The sequence below is a fragment of the Ruegeria sp. HKCCA6707 genome (assembly GCF_013033515.1).
Taxonomy (GTDB): domain Bacteria; phylum Pseudomonadota; class Alphaproteobacteria; order Rhodobacterales; family Rhodobacteraceae; genus Ruegeria.
Genome location: NZ_WQEG01000010.1, coordinates 61,122 through 76,399, shown reverse-complemented (window position 1 = coordinate 76,399; position 15,278 = coordinate 61,122). Strand labels below are relative to the sequence as shown.

The 15,278-nt window shown below is 58.4% G+C and carries 14 protein-coding genes; 2 read left to right on the top strand and 12 right to left on the bottom strand.

The window, feature by feature from the left end; translation table 11 throughout:
* Window position 1: 1 nt before the first annotated feature.
* The 3 genes from GOW40_RS18825 to GOW40_RS18815 all read right to left on the bottom strand — a co-directional run bounded on the left by GOW40_RS18825 (window position 2) and on the right by GOW40_RS18815 (window position 3,424).
* Window positions 2–1,024 carry a carbohydrate ABC transporter permease gene (locus GOW40_RS18825; RefSeq protein WP_171133398.1) on the bottom strand — a complete coding sequence of 341 codons (1,023 nt, stop codon included), beginning with the start codon at window positions 1,022–1,024 and terminating at the stop codon, window positions 2–4.
* 66 nt (window positions 1,025–1,090) lie between these two features.
* Window positions 1,091–2,302, bottom strand: coding sequence for an ABC transporter substrate-binding protein (locus tag GOW40_RS18820; protein WP_171133400.1), 1,212 nt, complete (start codon window positions 2,300–2,302; stop codon window positions 1,091–1,093).
* A gap of 48 nt (window positions 2,303–2,350) precedes the next feature.
* The gene (locus tag GOW40_RS18815) at window positions 2,351–3,424 is read right to left on the bottom strand and encodes an ABC transporter ATP-binding protein (RefSeq protein ID WP_171102019.1); all 1,074 of its coding nucleotides are present in this window, start codon (window positions 3,422–3,424) and stop codon (window positions 2,351–2,353) included.
* Window positions 3,425–3,563: 139 nt separating this feature from the next.
* Here GOW40_RS18815 and GOW40_RS18810 point away from each other — a divergent pair, with 139 nt between their 5' ends.
* Together GOW40_RS18810 and GOW40_RS18805 are read left to right on the top strand one after the other, a co-directional pair.
* Window positions 3,564–4,577 (top strand): nuclear transport factor 2 family protein, encoded by a 1,014-nt coding sequence (locus GOW40_RS18810; protein ID WP_171136749.1) that lies wholly within the window; start codon window positions 3,564–3,566, stop codon window positions 4,575–4,577.
* Complete coding sequence (locus GOW40_RS18805; RefSeq protein WP_171133402.1) at window positions 4,574–5,443, top strand: amidohydrolase; 870 nt, start codon at window positions 4,574–4,576, stop codon at window positions 5,441–5,443. Before GOW40_RS18810 ends, GOW40_RS18805 begins: the two co-directional genes overlap by 4 nt.
* Window positions 5,444–5,452: 9 nt before the next feature.
* Here the strand turns inward: GOW40_RS18805 and GOW40_RS18800 are convergent, their stop codons facing one another.
* From GOW40_RS18800 to urtC, 9 genes are all read right to left on the bottom strand, one after another.
* A complete protein-coding gene (locus GOW40_RS18800) occupies window positions 5,453–6,853 on the bottom strand; it encodes a TRAP transporter large permease (RefSeq protein ID WP_171231122.1) in 1,401 nt (466 codons plus the stop codon).
* Between the two features lie 5 nt (window positions 6,854–6,858).
* Window positions 6,859–7,497: a TRAP transporter small permease subunit gene (locus GOW40_RS18795; protein ID WP_171133404.1), complete on the bottom strand. Its 639-nt coding sequence runs from the start codon at window positions 7,495–7,497 to the stop codon at window positions 6,859–6,861.
* Window positions 7,498–7,563: 66 nt separating this feature from the next.
* Window positions 7,564–8,574: a TRAP transporter substrate-binding protein DctP gene (dctP, locus tag GOW40_RS18790; RefSeq protein WP_171102024.1), complete on the bottom strand. Its 1,011-nt coding sequence runs from the start codon at window positions 8,572–8,574 to the stop codon at window positions 7,564–7,566.
* Window positions 8,575–8,695: 121 nt separating this feature from the next.
* Window positions 8,696–10,036 carry a sigma-54 dependent transcriptional regulator gene (locus tag GOW40_RS18785; protein ID WP_171133405.1) on the bottom strand — a complete coding sequence of 447 codons (1,341 nt, stop codon included), beginning with the start codon at window positions 10,034–10,036 and terminating at the stop codon, window positions 8,696–8,698.
* Window positions 10,033–11,763 (bottom strand): ATP-binding protein, encoded by a 1,731-nt coding sequence (locus tag GOW40_RS18780; protein ID WP_171231121.1) that lies wholly within the window; start codon window positions 11,761–11,763, stop codon window positions 10,033–10,035. Before GOW40_RS18780 ends, GOW40_RS18785 begins: the two co-directional genes overlap by 4 nt.
* Before the next feature lie 60 nt (window positions 11,764–11,823).
* Complete coding sequence (locus GOW40_RS18775) at window positions 11,824–12,381, bottom strand: DUF2087 domain-containing protein (protein WP_171133408.1); 558 nt, start codon at window positions 12,379–12,381, stop codon at window positions 11,824–11,826.
* Between the two features lie 207 nt (window positions 12,382–12,588).
* Window positions 12,589–13,284 (bottom strand): urea ABC transporter ATP-binding subunit UrtE, encoded by a 696-nt coding sequence (gene urtE / locus GOW40_RS18770; RefSeq protein WP_171133472.1) that lies wholly within the window; start codon window positions 13,282–13,284, stop codon window positions 12,589–12,591.
* A 1-nt stretch (window position 13,285) separates the two neighbouring features.
* Window positions 13,286–14,026 (bottom strand): urea ABC transporter ATP-binding protein UrtD, encoded by a 741-nt coding sequence (gene urtD / locus GOW40_RS18765; RefSeq protein WP_171133410.1) that lies wholly within the window; start codon window positions 14,024–14,026, stop codon window positions 13,286–13,288.
* Window positions 14,023–15,276, bottom strand: a complete 1,254-nt coding sequence (gene urtC / locus GOW40_RS18760; RefSeq protein WP_171133473.1) for an urea ABC transporter permease subunit UrtC — start codon at window positions 15,274–15,276, stop codon at window positions 14,023–14,025. Before urtC ends, urtD begins: the two co-directional genes overlap by 4 nt.
* Window positions 15,277–15,278 lie beyond the last annotated feature (2 nt).

Genomic DNA, 15,278 nt, shown 5'->3' with positions numbered 1-15,278 from the left:
ATCAGTGGCCTCCTTTGTGATCACGCCAGGTCCGGCGCAGCGGGAAGATAAGCAGGATGACAATGCCGATCATGGTCAGCATGGCGCTGGCTGAGGCCCGGCTGATCGACCGGTTGCCCGCCTGATCCGGCACAAGGAAATCATAGGTCAGCCATTGCAGCGAGATGACATATCCCTGGCTCGAGAAGCCGACAACTTCTTCAAAGGTTCTGAACGCGTCCATCAGGTGGATCATCGACACAAATATGATCAGCGGCATCAGATGTGGGACCACAATGTATTTCATGCGCTGCCACCGCGTCGCACCGTCGATCACCGCGCTTTCCAGGCTGTCCTGGTTGACGGTCTGAAGCCCTGCATAGAACACGATCGCTGCAAAGGGTGCCACGTGCCAGACGCGATAGAGCATCATCAGGATCTCGATTGTCCAGGCCTGCGCAAACAGGGCGATATCGCGTTGCAGCCACCATTCCATCGTCGCCGTCAGAATTCCGTCTCCCCGGAACAGCCAGTTGATTGACAGGACCCCGATCAGCGGCGTGATGATAAACGGCAGCAGCGATACGAAAATGACCGGACCCTTGATCGATTTGGCGGCGTTGTTGATCAAGACTGCAATCCCCAGCCCACAACCAACCACCAGCGGCAGGGTGATCAGGGTGAAGGTCACCGTAAAGCGCAGCGCCTTCCAGAAATCTATCGTAGACAGAACGTTCCACTCACCATTGGTGATCGCACGCCACGCGCGTTCCGGTTCCAGCACGTTGAGATAGCTTTGCAGACCCACATATTCTGTGCGGGTGATCACCTCACCATGTTCGTCCAGTTTGGGCTGCGAAACCTCCTCGGTCGTGCAGGTCTGGGTCAAAAAGCCTGGGGTACAGGTTTCGACCTCGACCGTTTCGTAGATGGGTTGGGTGATATAGAAGCTCTGCTTGAACACGCTCACCAGCGGGAACGCGATAAAGAGAAGCATCATAAAGACAGAGGGGCCGACAAAAGCGGCAAATGTCCGGAAATTCATGGCTCTGCCTTTCTCATGGTTCTCGCGTGGGAAAAGAGGGAGGGCCGGAGCCCTCCCCAGAGAGGATCAGTTGCTGATCAATCCGGCCTCTTTCGCTGCGGTGATATATGCCGCCTCGATATCAGCCAAAGTGGTTTCAGCGTCTTTGGCGCCGGTCAGGTAATCGGCCAAACCATTGCCCAAAGCGCTGTGCAGAACACCCATCGCCGCGCTGGCGGGGTATGCACCTGCACCGTTCTCGGCAGATGCAGCAGCACCAGCCGCCAACTCACCGGGCTGGTAAGCCGCATTCAGCCAAACAGCTGTGTCATTGTTGGCGCTGACCATGTCACCATCGATCCCTTCCATCACCAGACGGAAGGCGGCGTCGGCCTCTTCATCGCTCATGTTCGTGGCCAGAACGATGCCGTCCCACCAGATGGTGGTCGATGGACGTACTGAACCCATCGGGGCCGACGCCATTGTGACCTTGCCCACAACCTGGCTTTCGGCCTCGTCGTTCATCGCAGCCGCACGGCTGGCCCACAGGTTCGCCATCGCGATCTTGCCCTGTTGGAATTGCTGCTGAACATAGGTGGAATCCGAGACCAGATATTCGGGGTCCATGAACTCGGTCATGGCCTTCATGGTCTCAAGCGCCTTGACGCCTTTTTCGTTGTTGATCGAGGGCGCGTTGCCTTCGCCGAGGAATTCACCGCCTTCGCCCATGTACATGTTGACGAATTCCTGCGCCAGGTTCCAGCCGGTCTTGTAGGTGCCGCCGATCGGGTATTCCATAACACCCGCTTCCTTGATCTTGGCAGCAGCAGCCAGAACGTCGTCATAGGTCTTGGGCTCTTCAATGCCCAGATCGGCCAGAATGTCGTTGCGATACATCAGGTGCTGCGCGTTGACCATCATGGCAATGGCCATGACCTTGCCGTCCACCTTGATCAGCTGGTTGGGCAGCAGATCCTGACCGTATTTCTCGACCAGATCATCCAGTGGACGGATCGTCCCGGCATTCAGCAGCGGGATCATGGTCTCATTGGCGACACCACCGATCTGATAGAGCGATGGGTTTGCAGCAAAAGCCTCGGGCTGCTTTTCACGGAATTCCTGGTCCAGCGACGCGCTGAAATTGCCACATTCGGCCATCGCGTCGGTCACCGCTTTCCAAGCTTCAAAGCCCGCAGTCAGCGATTTCAGCGGAACTTCGTTCTCATACGAGCAGGACGCCCATGCGCCGCCCGCCATCACAGACATAGCGCCTGCCAAAAGGATCGTCTTGAGTTTCATGCGTTTCTCCCTGTCAGGATCGGTCCGTCGTCGACGTCCGGACCGTTGTTAGGCCCGTATGGGCTGGTTCTGGGGCGTTTCCCCGATCCGCGCACCGCTTCCAGCTTCGAAGAGGTGACAGATTTCTTTCGGCACCGAGAATGAGACGGTCTGACCAATCTCGGCACGAAATGATTTATCGGCTTTGACCGAGACCAAGGCACCGCCCACGCGGACCGAGATCATGGTCGCGTCGCCCAGCAGTTCGAGCGTATAGATCGGTGCGGTGATGTGGCCCTGCCCGTCCGCCAGGCTTGCGTCTTCGGCCCGAAAGCCCAGCGTCATCGGCCCATCGGGCGCATCGACCGGTACCTCGACGTTTTCGGCACGGAAAACGCCGCCGCTGACCTCGCCTTCCATCAGGTTCATCGCTGGCGATCCAATGAAGCTGGCGACAAAGGTGTTTGCAGGCCGGTCATAGATTTCGGTGGGGCTGCCCACTTGTTGCACCACACCCTGTTTCATCACCACTACTCGATCAGCCAGTGTCATGGCTTCGATCTGGTCATGGGTCACGTAGATTGTCGTTACGGCCAGCTCGTGGCTGAGATTTTTGATCTGCGCGCGCGTCGAAACCCGCAGTTTGGCATCCAGGTTCGACAGCGGCTCATCCATCAGGAACACGTTGGGTTCGCGCACAATGGCGCGGGCCAAAGCCACACGCTGACGCTGGCCCCCCGACAATTCGGCCGGTTTGCGGTGCAGAAAGTCATCCAGTTCGACCATAGCGCTGGCGCGGCGCACTTTTTCATCGTGGGTCGCCGGATCGATGCCGCGCACTTTCAGTGGGAAGCGAATATTTTCGTAGACGTTCATGTTAGGATAAAGCGCATAGCTTTGGAACACCATGGCCACGTCGCGATCTTTGGGCTCAAGATCGTTGACCACTTTGCCGTCGATCAGGATGTCGCCCTCGGTCACGTCTTCCAGACCAGCGATCATCCGCATCGTTGTGGTCTTGCCGCATCCCGAGGGGCCTAGCAGCACCAGGAACTCACGATCCGCAATGGTCAGATCAAAATTGTGAACACCCACGAAAGAGCCCCAGCGTTTGCCGACGTTGCGCAGTTGAATTTCCGCCATAGTGCCCCCTGGAAGGATTCGTTGCATACGTTTGCAAAACTGTATTCCCGGCCCATCATTTCTGGCAAGACTTTTTTGCATACGTATGCAAAACTAACAGCAAGGATCGAATCTAAACACTCCGAACATGCTGAAAAAAATGGCAAATACCCAAAGTTTCCGCGACGAAAAAACATTCATCAAGGCGTTTCACACTGCGCTGGATGCAGCATCCGCTGACGAAATCCCGGCGATCTTCGCCAAATTCTGCACGCCCGACCTGAAGTGGCGCGGATTTCATCCATTCGATGAAATCTTGGGCGCAGAGCAGGTGGTCGAAACCTTCTGGCAGCCGCTGAAACGCAGCCTGACCCGAATGCAAAACAGGGTCGACATCTTGTTTGCCGGACGGAACTCACTGGCTGAAGATGGTGACACTTGGGTGGTCACGATGGGTCATCTGGTGGGGCTGTTTGATCACGCCTGGCTGAAAATCCGACCAACCGGGAAAATGGCGTTTCTGCGCTATTGCGCGTTCTACCGTGTCGCCGGGGGCAGGATCGTCGAAACCGCGATGTATTTCGACATTCCGCATTTGATGGTGCAAGCCGGTCAGAACCCCTTTCCACCGCAAACCGCAGCGCATCTGGTGCAGCCCGGCCCGATGACCCATGACGGGTTGCTGATGCAGGACCAGCCCGAAGAGGACGGCATCAAGACGCTTGATCTGATCAACGCAATGATTGCCGATCTGGGCCGGTGGGATAGTGGCCTGCCGCTTGAGGAAGAGCTGGCCCGAACCTGGCATGACGACATGATCTGGTGGGGTCCCGAAGGGATCGGTGCCACTTACACGATCGAGCGATATGCCAAACAGCATTCGGGCCCCTTTCGCGCAGGCTTTTCAAAACGGTCCGGCACAGGCCATATCTGTCGTCTGGCAGAAGGTCACTATGGCGGTTTCTTCGGTTGGCCCAATTTCGTGGCTACCCCTTCGGGCGGGTTCATGGGGATGCCCGCCACCGACAAACCTGGCGAGTTTCGGGTGATCGATATCTATCGCCGCGCAGGAGACAAGCTGGCCGAGAACTGGATCTTCATCGATCTTCTGCATTTCTGGAAAATGCAGGGTGTTGATATTCTTGAGCGAACCACCGGTATCGAAACACCATGAAGATCGACGCGCATCACCACCTTTGGGATCTGAACGCCGTCCATTACCCTTGGCTGATGGAAACAGGCGCTGTTCGGTTCTTTGGCGACCCCAGCGCCATTCAACGGGATTATCTGCTGCCCGAGTTTCGTGCTGATGCGCAGGCGCATGGGATTAATGCATCAGTGCATATCCAAGTCGGTGCCGCCGACCCCTGGGCCGAGGCACAATGGGTGCAGCAGGTGGCCGATCAGAACCCCGATTGGCCGCTTGTACAGGTGGCATTCTGCGACCTGACTGCCGACGATCTGGGGGCTCAGTTGGACCGGCTGCAATCCCTGCGCTCTGTGCGTGGCGTCCGTCAGATCATTGGCCGCGCACCGGGTGAGGACGCGCAAACCGGTACCAATGCCTTGTTGTCGGATCCCCGATTTCTTCAAGGCATTCAAGAGTTGGGCGCGCGTGGCCTGTCCTTTGATCTTCAACTGCTGCCCGAGTTGATGGAGCAGACAGCCGAGGTTTTGGCGCAGGCACCACAAACGCCGGTGGCTCTGTGCCATGCGGGCTCGCCCCATGACCGCAGCGCACACGGGCTTAGCTATTGGTCGAATGCGTTGAAAAGCCTGTCGGCCCTGCCGCAGGTTTATTGCAAACTGTCCGGGCTTGGCATGTTTGACCACAATTGGACAGCGGACAGTGTGCGCCCGATAGTCGAGACTTGCCTGTCGCAGTTCGGGGCCGACCGCTGCATGTTCGGATCAAACTTTCCCGTTGATAGCCTGTCATCGACCTATTCCCTGCTGGTCGAGAACCACGAACAACTGCTCAGCGAAGATCAAAACCGGCACGTGTTCAGTGAAACAGCGCGCCGGTTCTATCGGTTCTGAAACCTGCGGTCAGACCTGACTGGGCAGCCAAAGCACAATCCAGGGGAAGGCAACCAGCAGGGCGATTGTCGCGGCATCGGCCAGAAAGAAAGGGGTCACGCCTTTGAACACGTCCTGAACGCTCAGGTCATCACGCACGCCAGCGACGACAAAGCAGTTCAGGCCGATGGGGGGCGTGATCAAACAGAACTCGGCCATTTTGACCACCAATATGCCAAACCAAATGGCGCACATGGTGCCCGACATCCCAAAGGTGCTGTCCGCCGCGCTGACCGCCTCTCCACCGTTCAACGCCATGACGGCAGGGTAGACAACCGGCAGGGTCAGCAGCAGCATGCCGATGGCATCCATGAACATGCCCAGCACCGCATAGGCCAGAAGGATGCAGATCAGGATCAGCATTGGCGACATCTCAAGCGAGGTGATCCAGTCCGAGAACGCGTTGGGCAGCTGTGCAAATCCCAGGAAACGGACATAGATCAGCACGCCCCAGATGATGGTAAAGATCATCACGCTCAGCTTTGCGGTTTCAAGCAGCGCGTCTTTCAGCTGTGACCAGCGCATGCCACGAAAGACGGCCATGACAAACACCACGAACGCACCGATTGCCCCGCCTTCGGTTGGGGTGCCCCACGCGTCCCCGCCAAAGGGGTTGTATACGAAGAAGATGATGGTCATCACCACGATCAGGATCGGCAAGGCAGGTGGTAGAGACAGAAAGCGTTCTTTCCAGGTAAAGCCTGTGACCGCCGGGCCGAACCCTTTGATCACAACGGCCATACCGATGATCAACAGCCCATAGATCACAGCCGAGAACATGCCGGGGATAAAGCCCGCCAGCAACAACTTACCCACATCCTGCTCTACGATGATCGCATAGATCACCAGAATGGCCGAGGGCGGGATCAGCGAGGCCAGGGTGCCCCCTGCCGCGACGACACCGGCTGCGAACCGTTTGTTATATCCGATCTTCAGCATCTCAGGAATGGCAATCCGGGCAAACACCGCCGAGGTCGCGACCGAGGCGCCGGATACGGCAGCAAAGCCTGCGGTGGCAAAGACGGTTGAAACAGCCAACCCGCCCGGCACCCAGGCCAGCCAGCGTTTGGCGGCCTCGAACAGGGCTTTGGTCAGCCCGGCGTAATAGGCCAGATAGCCGATCAGAATGAAGGTCGGGATCAGGCTCAGCGCCTGGCTCGACACTTTGGAATGGGGCACCTGCCCTGCGGTCTTGACGGCGACTGTTACCGCCTGGCCAAAGCGCCCTGGGTCATAACCAAACTTCGCCCAGAAGATCCAGATCAGGCCCACCATACCGGCCATGGCAGCCGCAAAGGCCACGCGCATGCCCAGCACAACAAGAACAAGCATTCCGCCTGAAACGATCAGGCCAATATCAATCGGTTCCATGTGACCTAACCTTTGGTTTCGTTGCCCGAGACGTGCTCGGCTTCCATCGCAGCCTGGGTTGCGGCATCTGCGATCAGGGGCACAGCGATTGGAGCATCACTGGGGTTTCGAATGGCGCGGCCATAGGCCCAAAGCTGCAGTGCAAGTCTGATGCACAGGACGCTAAAGGCCACCGGGGCCAACAGCTTGGCGGGCCAGAGCGGGATGCCGATATCGATGGAACTGTCGCGGCTCCAGAGTGGGGCGCCGAAGTCAAAGCTGCGGCTGAAATGGGCCCAACTGCCCCAGATCAGCAAGATGATTAGCGCAAGGATAAATGCGGTCGTCACAAATTCGACGATATAAAGCACTCGGCCCTTCAGCGCGCCAACGACCATATCCATGCGAATATGTCCGCCATCCCGCTGCGCGTACGAAATCCCCATGAACGCAATCAGCGGCATGGCTTGTTCGATCCAGTCGACATATCCGGGCAGCGGCGCGTTCGCGAAATTTCTGCCGCCGACCGAAACCACGGCCATCAGCATGAGGACAAAAACGGTAAGACCGCTGATCAGAGCCAGAAAGCTTTCCAGCTTATAGAGACGTTGATCAATGATACTAAGGCGGCTGTCGTCGGACAGCACCAAGGATGACCCGGCCATCGGTATGCTCCGCTGTCAGAAAAAGGCACCCGACGCCCGCGAACGGGTCGCCGGGTGCAGAGTGGTTTAGCTGCCGCTTGCGATCTTGCCGGTCACAAGGTCGTAAAGCTCTTGTGCGGGCAGGCCACGCTCGGTGTTTTCGGCAATCCAGGCTTCTGCGGCCGGGGCTGCAGCGGCTTCTTTGAAGGCGGCGATCTCTTCGTCGGTGAAGGTCACGCGCTCAATGCCGCGCTTGTCCAGTTCGGGACCCCAGGCTTGCATGGTTTGCGACTCGTAGTAGTTCACATAGTGATCCAATGCTTCCTGAACCGAGCCCATCAGCGCCTCGCGATGTTCATCCGACAGCGCCTCGAGCGCGGGTGTGTTGACCACAACAGGGCAGTTCACGGTGCCCGGGTTCAGGTTGGTTGTCCACCAGGTGCCGTTTTCGATCGTGCCAAAGGACATATGAGCGTGGGGCGCAAAGCTGACGGCCTTGACGATACCGCTGTCCATCGCCTGACGCACTTCGGTGGCCGACATCGAGGTGGGGACAGCCCCAACCGTTTCCATCGCGGCACCGATACCGCCGGTTGCGCGGACGCTCAGCCCTTCGAAATCCGCCAGTGACTTGGGCGCGTCGCCCACACCAACCAGGTTGTATTGCGGCAGAGGCGACGGCATCAGCAGGGTCGCATCCCAGCGGCCCAGATCTTCGATGGCAGCAGGGTGCTGGTACACCGCCATCGACAGCTCAACCTCTTGCTCCAAAGAAGTTACGCCCAGAAACGGCAGTTCCAGCACGGTGATCGAGGGGTTCTTGTCGCGGTGATAGCCCGCGCAGAACTGTGCCATCTCAAACGCGCCGATCGAGATACCGTCCAGGTTTTCACGGTTGTTGGACAAGCCGCCATAGCTGATGTTCAGCGTAAATTCACCATTGGTCTTTTCGCTAACCAGTTCTGCCAGCTTTTCAACATGCTCGGTAAAGGCGCGACGTTTGCCCCACAAGGACACGTTCCATTCAGTCGCCAAGGCTTCGGATGCAAAAGTCAGCGTCAGGGCAGCAATAGCTGCCCGGTTCAGATGTTTGCGCATAGTGGTTCCTCCCAGATCACGCGATTTTTTCGTCAATATACGAAAGCTAGTGCAAGGTGGCTATGTGGGAATATGCGCCATCAACCCGCCCTGCCCTGCGGATTTCCGCAGAGCGCTTGGATTACAGTAATGCATCCTTGTCGAGCCCAAGCTTGACGATCTTTTCGTTCAGAGTGCGCCGCCCGATCCCCAATGCCTCAGCAGCGGCATCCATGCGGCCTTTGTGGGCTTTGATCGCCTTGCCGATCAACTCACGTTCGAAAGCGGCCACGGCCTCGCGCAGCGTATCGGGCACATCATCGAAATTCTGATCGCTTTGTATGGCCAAAGCCAAAGACCCACCGCCTCGACGCGCTGTCAGGATGCGCCTTTCACAGACATGGCGCAGCTCGCGCACATTTCCCGGCCAGTGATGGGCGAGCAGCGCTGCGATGTCGTCCTGATCCAGTTCCGGCGCGTCAATCTCGTAAATCTGCGCGAATTCATTCAGGAAATGCGTTGCCAGCAGAACCAGATCGTCGCGCCGTTGGCGCAAGGGTGGCAGGGTCAGGACAAATGTGTTCAGACGGAAGAGCAGGTCTTGGCGCAACCGGCCCTCTTCGGCGGCCTTCACAGGATCTTCGTTGGTGGCAGAGAGAATACGCAGGTTCACGGGCACAGGCGTGACCGCCCCAACCGGCAGAACGTGCTGATCTTCTATCACCCGCAGCAACTTGGCCTGAACCGGCAGCGGACAGGAACAGATTTCATCCAGAAACAAAGTACCGCCCGACGCCGCGATCAACCGTCCGTCGGATGTGCCCGCGACCCCGAACATCTCTGCTTCGAACGTATCGGCAGACAGGGCTGCGCAGTTCAGCGCCAGAAAAGGCGTATCGGGCGCACCGCCCAGATCGTGCAGAGCATGGGCAACCAACTCCTTGCCCGTCCCGGTTTCCCCTTGGATCAGCACCGCAACCGCCGTATCGGCAAGGTCCAGAACCGTTTGTCGCAACCCTGCAATCCCGTCCGATTGGCCCAGCAGAACGCGATCAAGACCGGACAGTTTGAACAGCCGGTCCTTCAGCCGCGAATTGCTTTGCTGCATCCGGTTCTGCTCGGCCGCGTGGGACAGAACGGTCAACAGACGGCGGGGCTCATAGGGTTTTTCGATGAACCCATAGGCCCCGTCCTGGATCGCCTGAACCGCCATCGGAATATCCCCATGCGCCGAGATCAAGACCACCGGTGGAGCGATCTGCTTGTCGAGGCTGGCCAACAGATCAAGCCCCGACATGCCCGGCATCTGCACATCTGACAGGATGACATCGGGCACGATTTTGGCAAGGTGCTCGACCACTTGGGCCGCGCGCGGCACCGCTGTCACCGCCCATCCGGCGGCTTCCAGCAATTCGACCAGCGACAAGCGCATCGATTTGTCATCATCGACGATCAGAACACGGTAAGGTTGCTGTTGGGTCATGCGTCTGTGTCTTCGGGTCTGAGTGCCGTGGGAAATGTCACGCGGAATACCGTGCCGCTGCTGTCACGGTTCTGGGCTGTCATCGTGCCATCGTGATCCTTGACGATACTGGCCGAAATGGCCAGACCCAAACCCATCCCACGCCCGCTTTCGCGGGTGGTCACGAACGGCTCTTGCAACTCGGCCAGGGTGGCGTCGCCCAAACCATGACCGTTATCGCAAATCTCAAGTATTGCCTCATGATCGGACCGGGTGACCGAGATATGGATTTCCGGCGCGTCCGTATCGTCCATCGCATCGATGGCGTTGCGCAGCAGGTTGGTGATCACTTGTTCGATCCTCAGGGCAATGCCACGGATTAGAACCGGCTGATCCGGGTGATCAAATTGGACCCTGACACCCGATTGCTCGATATTCGGCGCCAGCAGGGCCAGCGCGGCATCAACCGAGGCGCACAGATCGACATCACCAAACGCTTCGGTGTCAGAGCGCGCAAAGAACCGCAACTGGCGCGTGATGCCTTCCATTCGATCCACCAGACCACCGATTTTCTGTGTCAGCGCGGTTTGACCCGATGATCCGATCTCGGCCGCGACCAGATGGTTGCGCATGGCGGCGATGGGCTGGCCCAGCTCATGGGTGACAGAGGCCGAAAGCTGGCCAAGTGCCGCCAACCGGCTGGCGCGTTCCAACTCACCCTGAGTGCGTTTCAAGCGCCGTTCGGCGGTCTTGCGATCTTCGATTTCCACCGCCAGCCGTTCGTTGGCCTGCCGCAACTGCGCCTCTTCCTGTTCCGAACGCGCCAGCGCCGCGCCAACACGCCGCGTGCGCTGAACCTGCAAAAAGATGAACGCGGCCCCGGCCATCAGCACAAACAGCGCCGTCACCAGCCAACTGCGCGCAACAACCTGATCATCGCTGGCGAAATAGTGCAGCGACCAACCATGGGGCAGATCACGCGCCGCCAGATGCAGGCGTTTCACCCCAGAAATCCGAGCCTGATCCCCAGGCAGCTCGCTCCAGTCCAGTGGTTCAAGATCTTGCCCCGGAAATTGACGAGCCTCCTTGATCTTTTCCTGTTGCGTGGAGGTCAAAGGGCTGAGCACGCGATAGCGCCAGCCCGGATCTGACGACAAAAGCACCACCCCATCTTCATTGGCCAGCAAAACCTGTTCGCCCGATTGGCGCCAACTGTTTTGCAGATCGGAGAAGTCGATCTTGATCGCGACAACGCCGATGGGATCAGGTCCATCCCCCCGCACCGCATTTGCGATGAAATAACCCGGCAAACCTGTGGTCGCTCCGATCGCGTAAAACCGGCCCTGATCGCCGGCATAGGCGGTTTGGAAATAGGGGCGGAACCCATAGTTCTGACCCACAAAGCTACCCGCATCGCGGTGGTTCGAGGCCGAGATGGTGATGCCCTGTTCATCCATCAGATAAATCGCGTCCAGCCCGGCCTGATCGGCAAAATCCTCAAGCCTGCGATTCAAGGCCCCGGTCGCATCGCCCTGCGCCGTTCCGATCACAAAGGAATCCTGCGCCAGCACATAGGTCAGGTGTGAAAACCGCTCAAGCTCACCTGAAACCGAGCTTTGATAGAGCGACAAGCGCCCCTGCATATTCTCAAGCTCTTCCGACAGGAAATACGAATAGGACATCAGATAGATGCCAAGGCTGGCAACGGCGCCCACGACGCTTACGGCAAGATATGAGGTTGATCGCATTGACGGCCCATCCACAGCGGTCGCATACAATCACAGACACATTGGCCCGTCCATCCTTTGCTATGATGCTCCTATCGGGCTCCGCATCTTGCGCCTGGCACTCAAGGCTCGGATGATTGCTTTGGCGTCAGGGGGTGGTTCCTGTTCGACACGGCAATAGTTGCTGCCGTCGCGTTGTCGCGTCATCAACCCGCAGGAAATCATCGTCCGCCTTAGCGTGGCCGGGTCATTGAACAGATGTTCCTGCCCAAGTGCTGCGTTTACAGCTTTCTCGGGCATCTCCCTCTGGGCCGGGAAACGCGCCCAAAGGGCCCACAGTGTCATGGTCTGCACATTGCGCCGCGACGGCCATTGGCGCAGGCGTCCCTGCGCGTCGAACTGGTTCAAAACCCGCTCGACCAGACGCGCATCAACGCTGTCTTCAAGCGGCCGGTTCTGCATCCGCGTTCTGGCCGCGGAAATCGCGCGCATATGTTGTACATTCTGAAACCCCGCCGCGCGAGCCACCATGTTCATCAACAGCAGATGAGACGGGCTTTGCCCGGCCAGTTGTTTTGACAATGCGCGCGTGAATCCCGAAAGGTCTTCAACGTGAAGCGGTATTGGACTTTTGCTCATCCTACATCCATTTCTGGCGTGCTGATGCTTCGTCGGTCGCTGGCTTAACGAAACGACGCCAAAGTGAATGCGATGTCGTTTGTATAATGCGGACAGTTTTAGCACTCAGATCTGAGCAGCGACGCCTCGGTGACTGTCAACCGTACCAGAGTGTTACGCCGTTGGCCCGATCTGCGCAAGCCCGCGCTTTTTGGGCGCGTTGGCGGGTCAGACAGACACGGCCTGTCGCAGCTGATCTTCGGCAATCTCGGCCTTGCTGCCGCGCAATACGGGCGTGCCGCGTTCCAGCACCAGGAAACTGTCGCCCAGATTGAAGGCAAAGTCGAAATACTGTTCGACCAGAACGATGGCCATATTGCCCTGATCGCGCAGCAGACGGATCACCTCACCGATCTGCTTGATGATATTGGGCTGAATGCCCTCGGTCGGCTCATCCAGCAGCAAAAGCTTGGGCTTGGTGATCAAGGCGCGCGCGATGGCAAGCTGTTGTTGTTGCCCACCCGACAGGTCACCGCCGCGCCGGGGCAGAAATTCTTTGAGGATCGGGAACAGGTCAAAGATGTAATCGGGCACCGAATGTTCACTGCGCGGCAGGCAGGCAAAGCCGCTCTCAAGGTTTTCGCGCACGGTCAGAAAGGGAAAGATCTCGCGCCCTTGCGGGACATAGGCAACCCCTTTCTTGGCCAGCTCAAAAGATGAGACCATGCCGATATCTTCTCCGTCCAGCTGATAGCTGCCACCGCTGCGCGAATGCACACCCGAGATCGCCTTGAGCAAGCTGGTTTTGCCCACCCCGTTTGTGCCCATCACGCAGGTCACCTGCCCCCGCTTGGCCGAGAACTCGATACCGTTCAGGATCTGGCTGCCGCCATAATGCAGCGACAGATCGGAAACACTCAGCAAATCAGCGTCCAAGATACACCTCGATGACTTTTTCGTCCTGTGTGACGTGATCCAATGAGCCTTCGGCCAGAACCGAACCTTCGTGCAGAACGGTTACTTTGCAATTGAGGCGCCGCACGAACTCCATGTCATGTTCGATCACCACCACGGCGCGGGTTTTGGCCGCCTCAACCAGAATGTCCGTTGTGTGTTCGCGCTCGGCCGGGGTCATGCCGGCGGCAGGCTCATCGACCAGCAAGAGCTGCGGGTCTTGCGCCAGCAGCATTCCGATCTCAAGCCATTGCTTCTGACCGTGGCTCAATTCGCCGGATTTACGGTCCAAGGCCTGTTCCAGACCGATCTCCTTGGCCAATTGCGCGACCTTTTCGTGGTCGCTCTGGCTGGGCTTAAACCGCAACACAGCAAAGGGGCTGCGCTTGTTCTTCAGCGCCAGCATCAGGTTTTCACCGACACTTTGGTCTTCGAATACGGTCGGGCGCTGGAACTTGCGCCCAATCCCGGCTTGCGCAATCTGGCTTTCGGTCATCGACAACAGCGAGACCGATTTGTCCCCCCACAGCACATGACCGTCATCGGGCTTGGTCTTGCCTGTGATGATATCCATGAAGGTGGTCTTGCCCGCACCGTTGGGCCCGATCACCGCCCGCATTTCGGCGGGGCCGATCTGGAAGGTCAGGTTGTTGATGGCTTTGAAACCGTCGAAACTGACCGAGACACCGGACACTTCAAGAAGCGTGCTCATTTATCCGCCTCCCGTTCCTGCAGGGATCCAAGATCAGGTCCAAGATCGGCGCCATGCCTGTCAGGTGCGCGACGCTCGGTGAACCGGTCGATCAGACCGCCCACGCCGCGCGGCGCAAAGAGCGTGACCGCAACAAAGGACAGGCCCAGCAGGATGGTCCACCAGTCAACCCATTGGATTGTGTAGAACCCAACCGAAATGTCAGGCGCCTGACCTCCGGTGAACCAGGTCGATAGCAGCGACACAAAGGCTGCACCAATCACCGCACCATACAAGCGCCCGCGCCCTCCTATGGCCACCCAGACCGCCAGATAGATGGACGCAATGGGCGCGATCTCGGCCGGGTTGATGATCCCGGCTTGCGGGTAATAGAGCGCGCCTGCGATGCCGCAGATCACTGCAGTGAAGGTGAAGATGAACAGCTTATAGGCCTCGACGGAATAGCCCAGAAACCGCACCCGGCTTTCGTCATCGCGGATCGCGCGGATCACCGATCCGAACTTGCCCGACACGACCCAGGCGCACAGCACATAGCCCAGTCCAAGCGCCAGCGCTGAGGCCCAGAAGAACAGGATCGACACGGTTGATTGCGGAACATCCTCAAGCCCCGGCAGGTTCTGCAGGCCAGACAGGCCGTTGTTGCCACGCAATCCGCTGTCGTTCTGGAACAGGTATAGCGACAAGGCCAATGTCATGGCTTGCGTCAGGATCGACAGGTAAACGCCCGTGACCCGGCTGCGGAAGGCCAGCCAGCCAAAGACAAAGGCCAGCAGACCCGGCACCAGCACCACTGCCGCCAGTTGCAGCGGGAAGGAATGGGCCAGGCTCCAGATCGGTGGGAATTCCGAGGTTCCGACAACGCCGAAAATCTGTGTTGCGATGCCGTCCGAGATTTCCTGCGGCGTGGGTGGCAAGGCCGCCGCTGCCAGACTGTCGCGCACAATGATCTCGGTGCGCGCATACATCAGCCACATGCCGATGGCATAACCACCGATGCCAAAGAAGGCCATATGCCCAAGCGACAGGATGCCGGTATAGCCCCAGACCAGATCCATTGCCAGAGCTGCAAGGCACAGGCAGAGGGTCTTGCCCAGCGTCTTGATGAAACTGGTCGAGATCACTCCGATCCCGAACCCTTCGCCCAGGATCGTTACCACTGCCGTGAAGAGCGATAGGATGATCAGAAAGATCGCAACCGACGGGTAGCGCAAAACCAGCGGTTTGCGGCGCGGCAAGGCGGTAGAGGTCATCT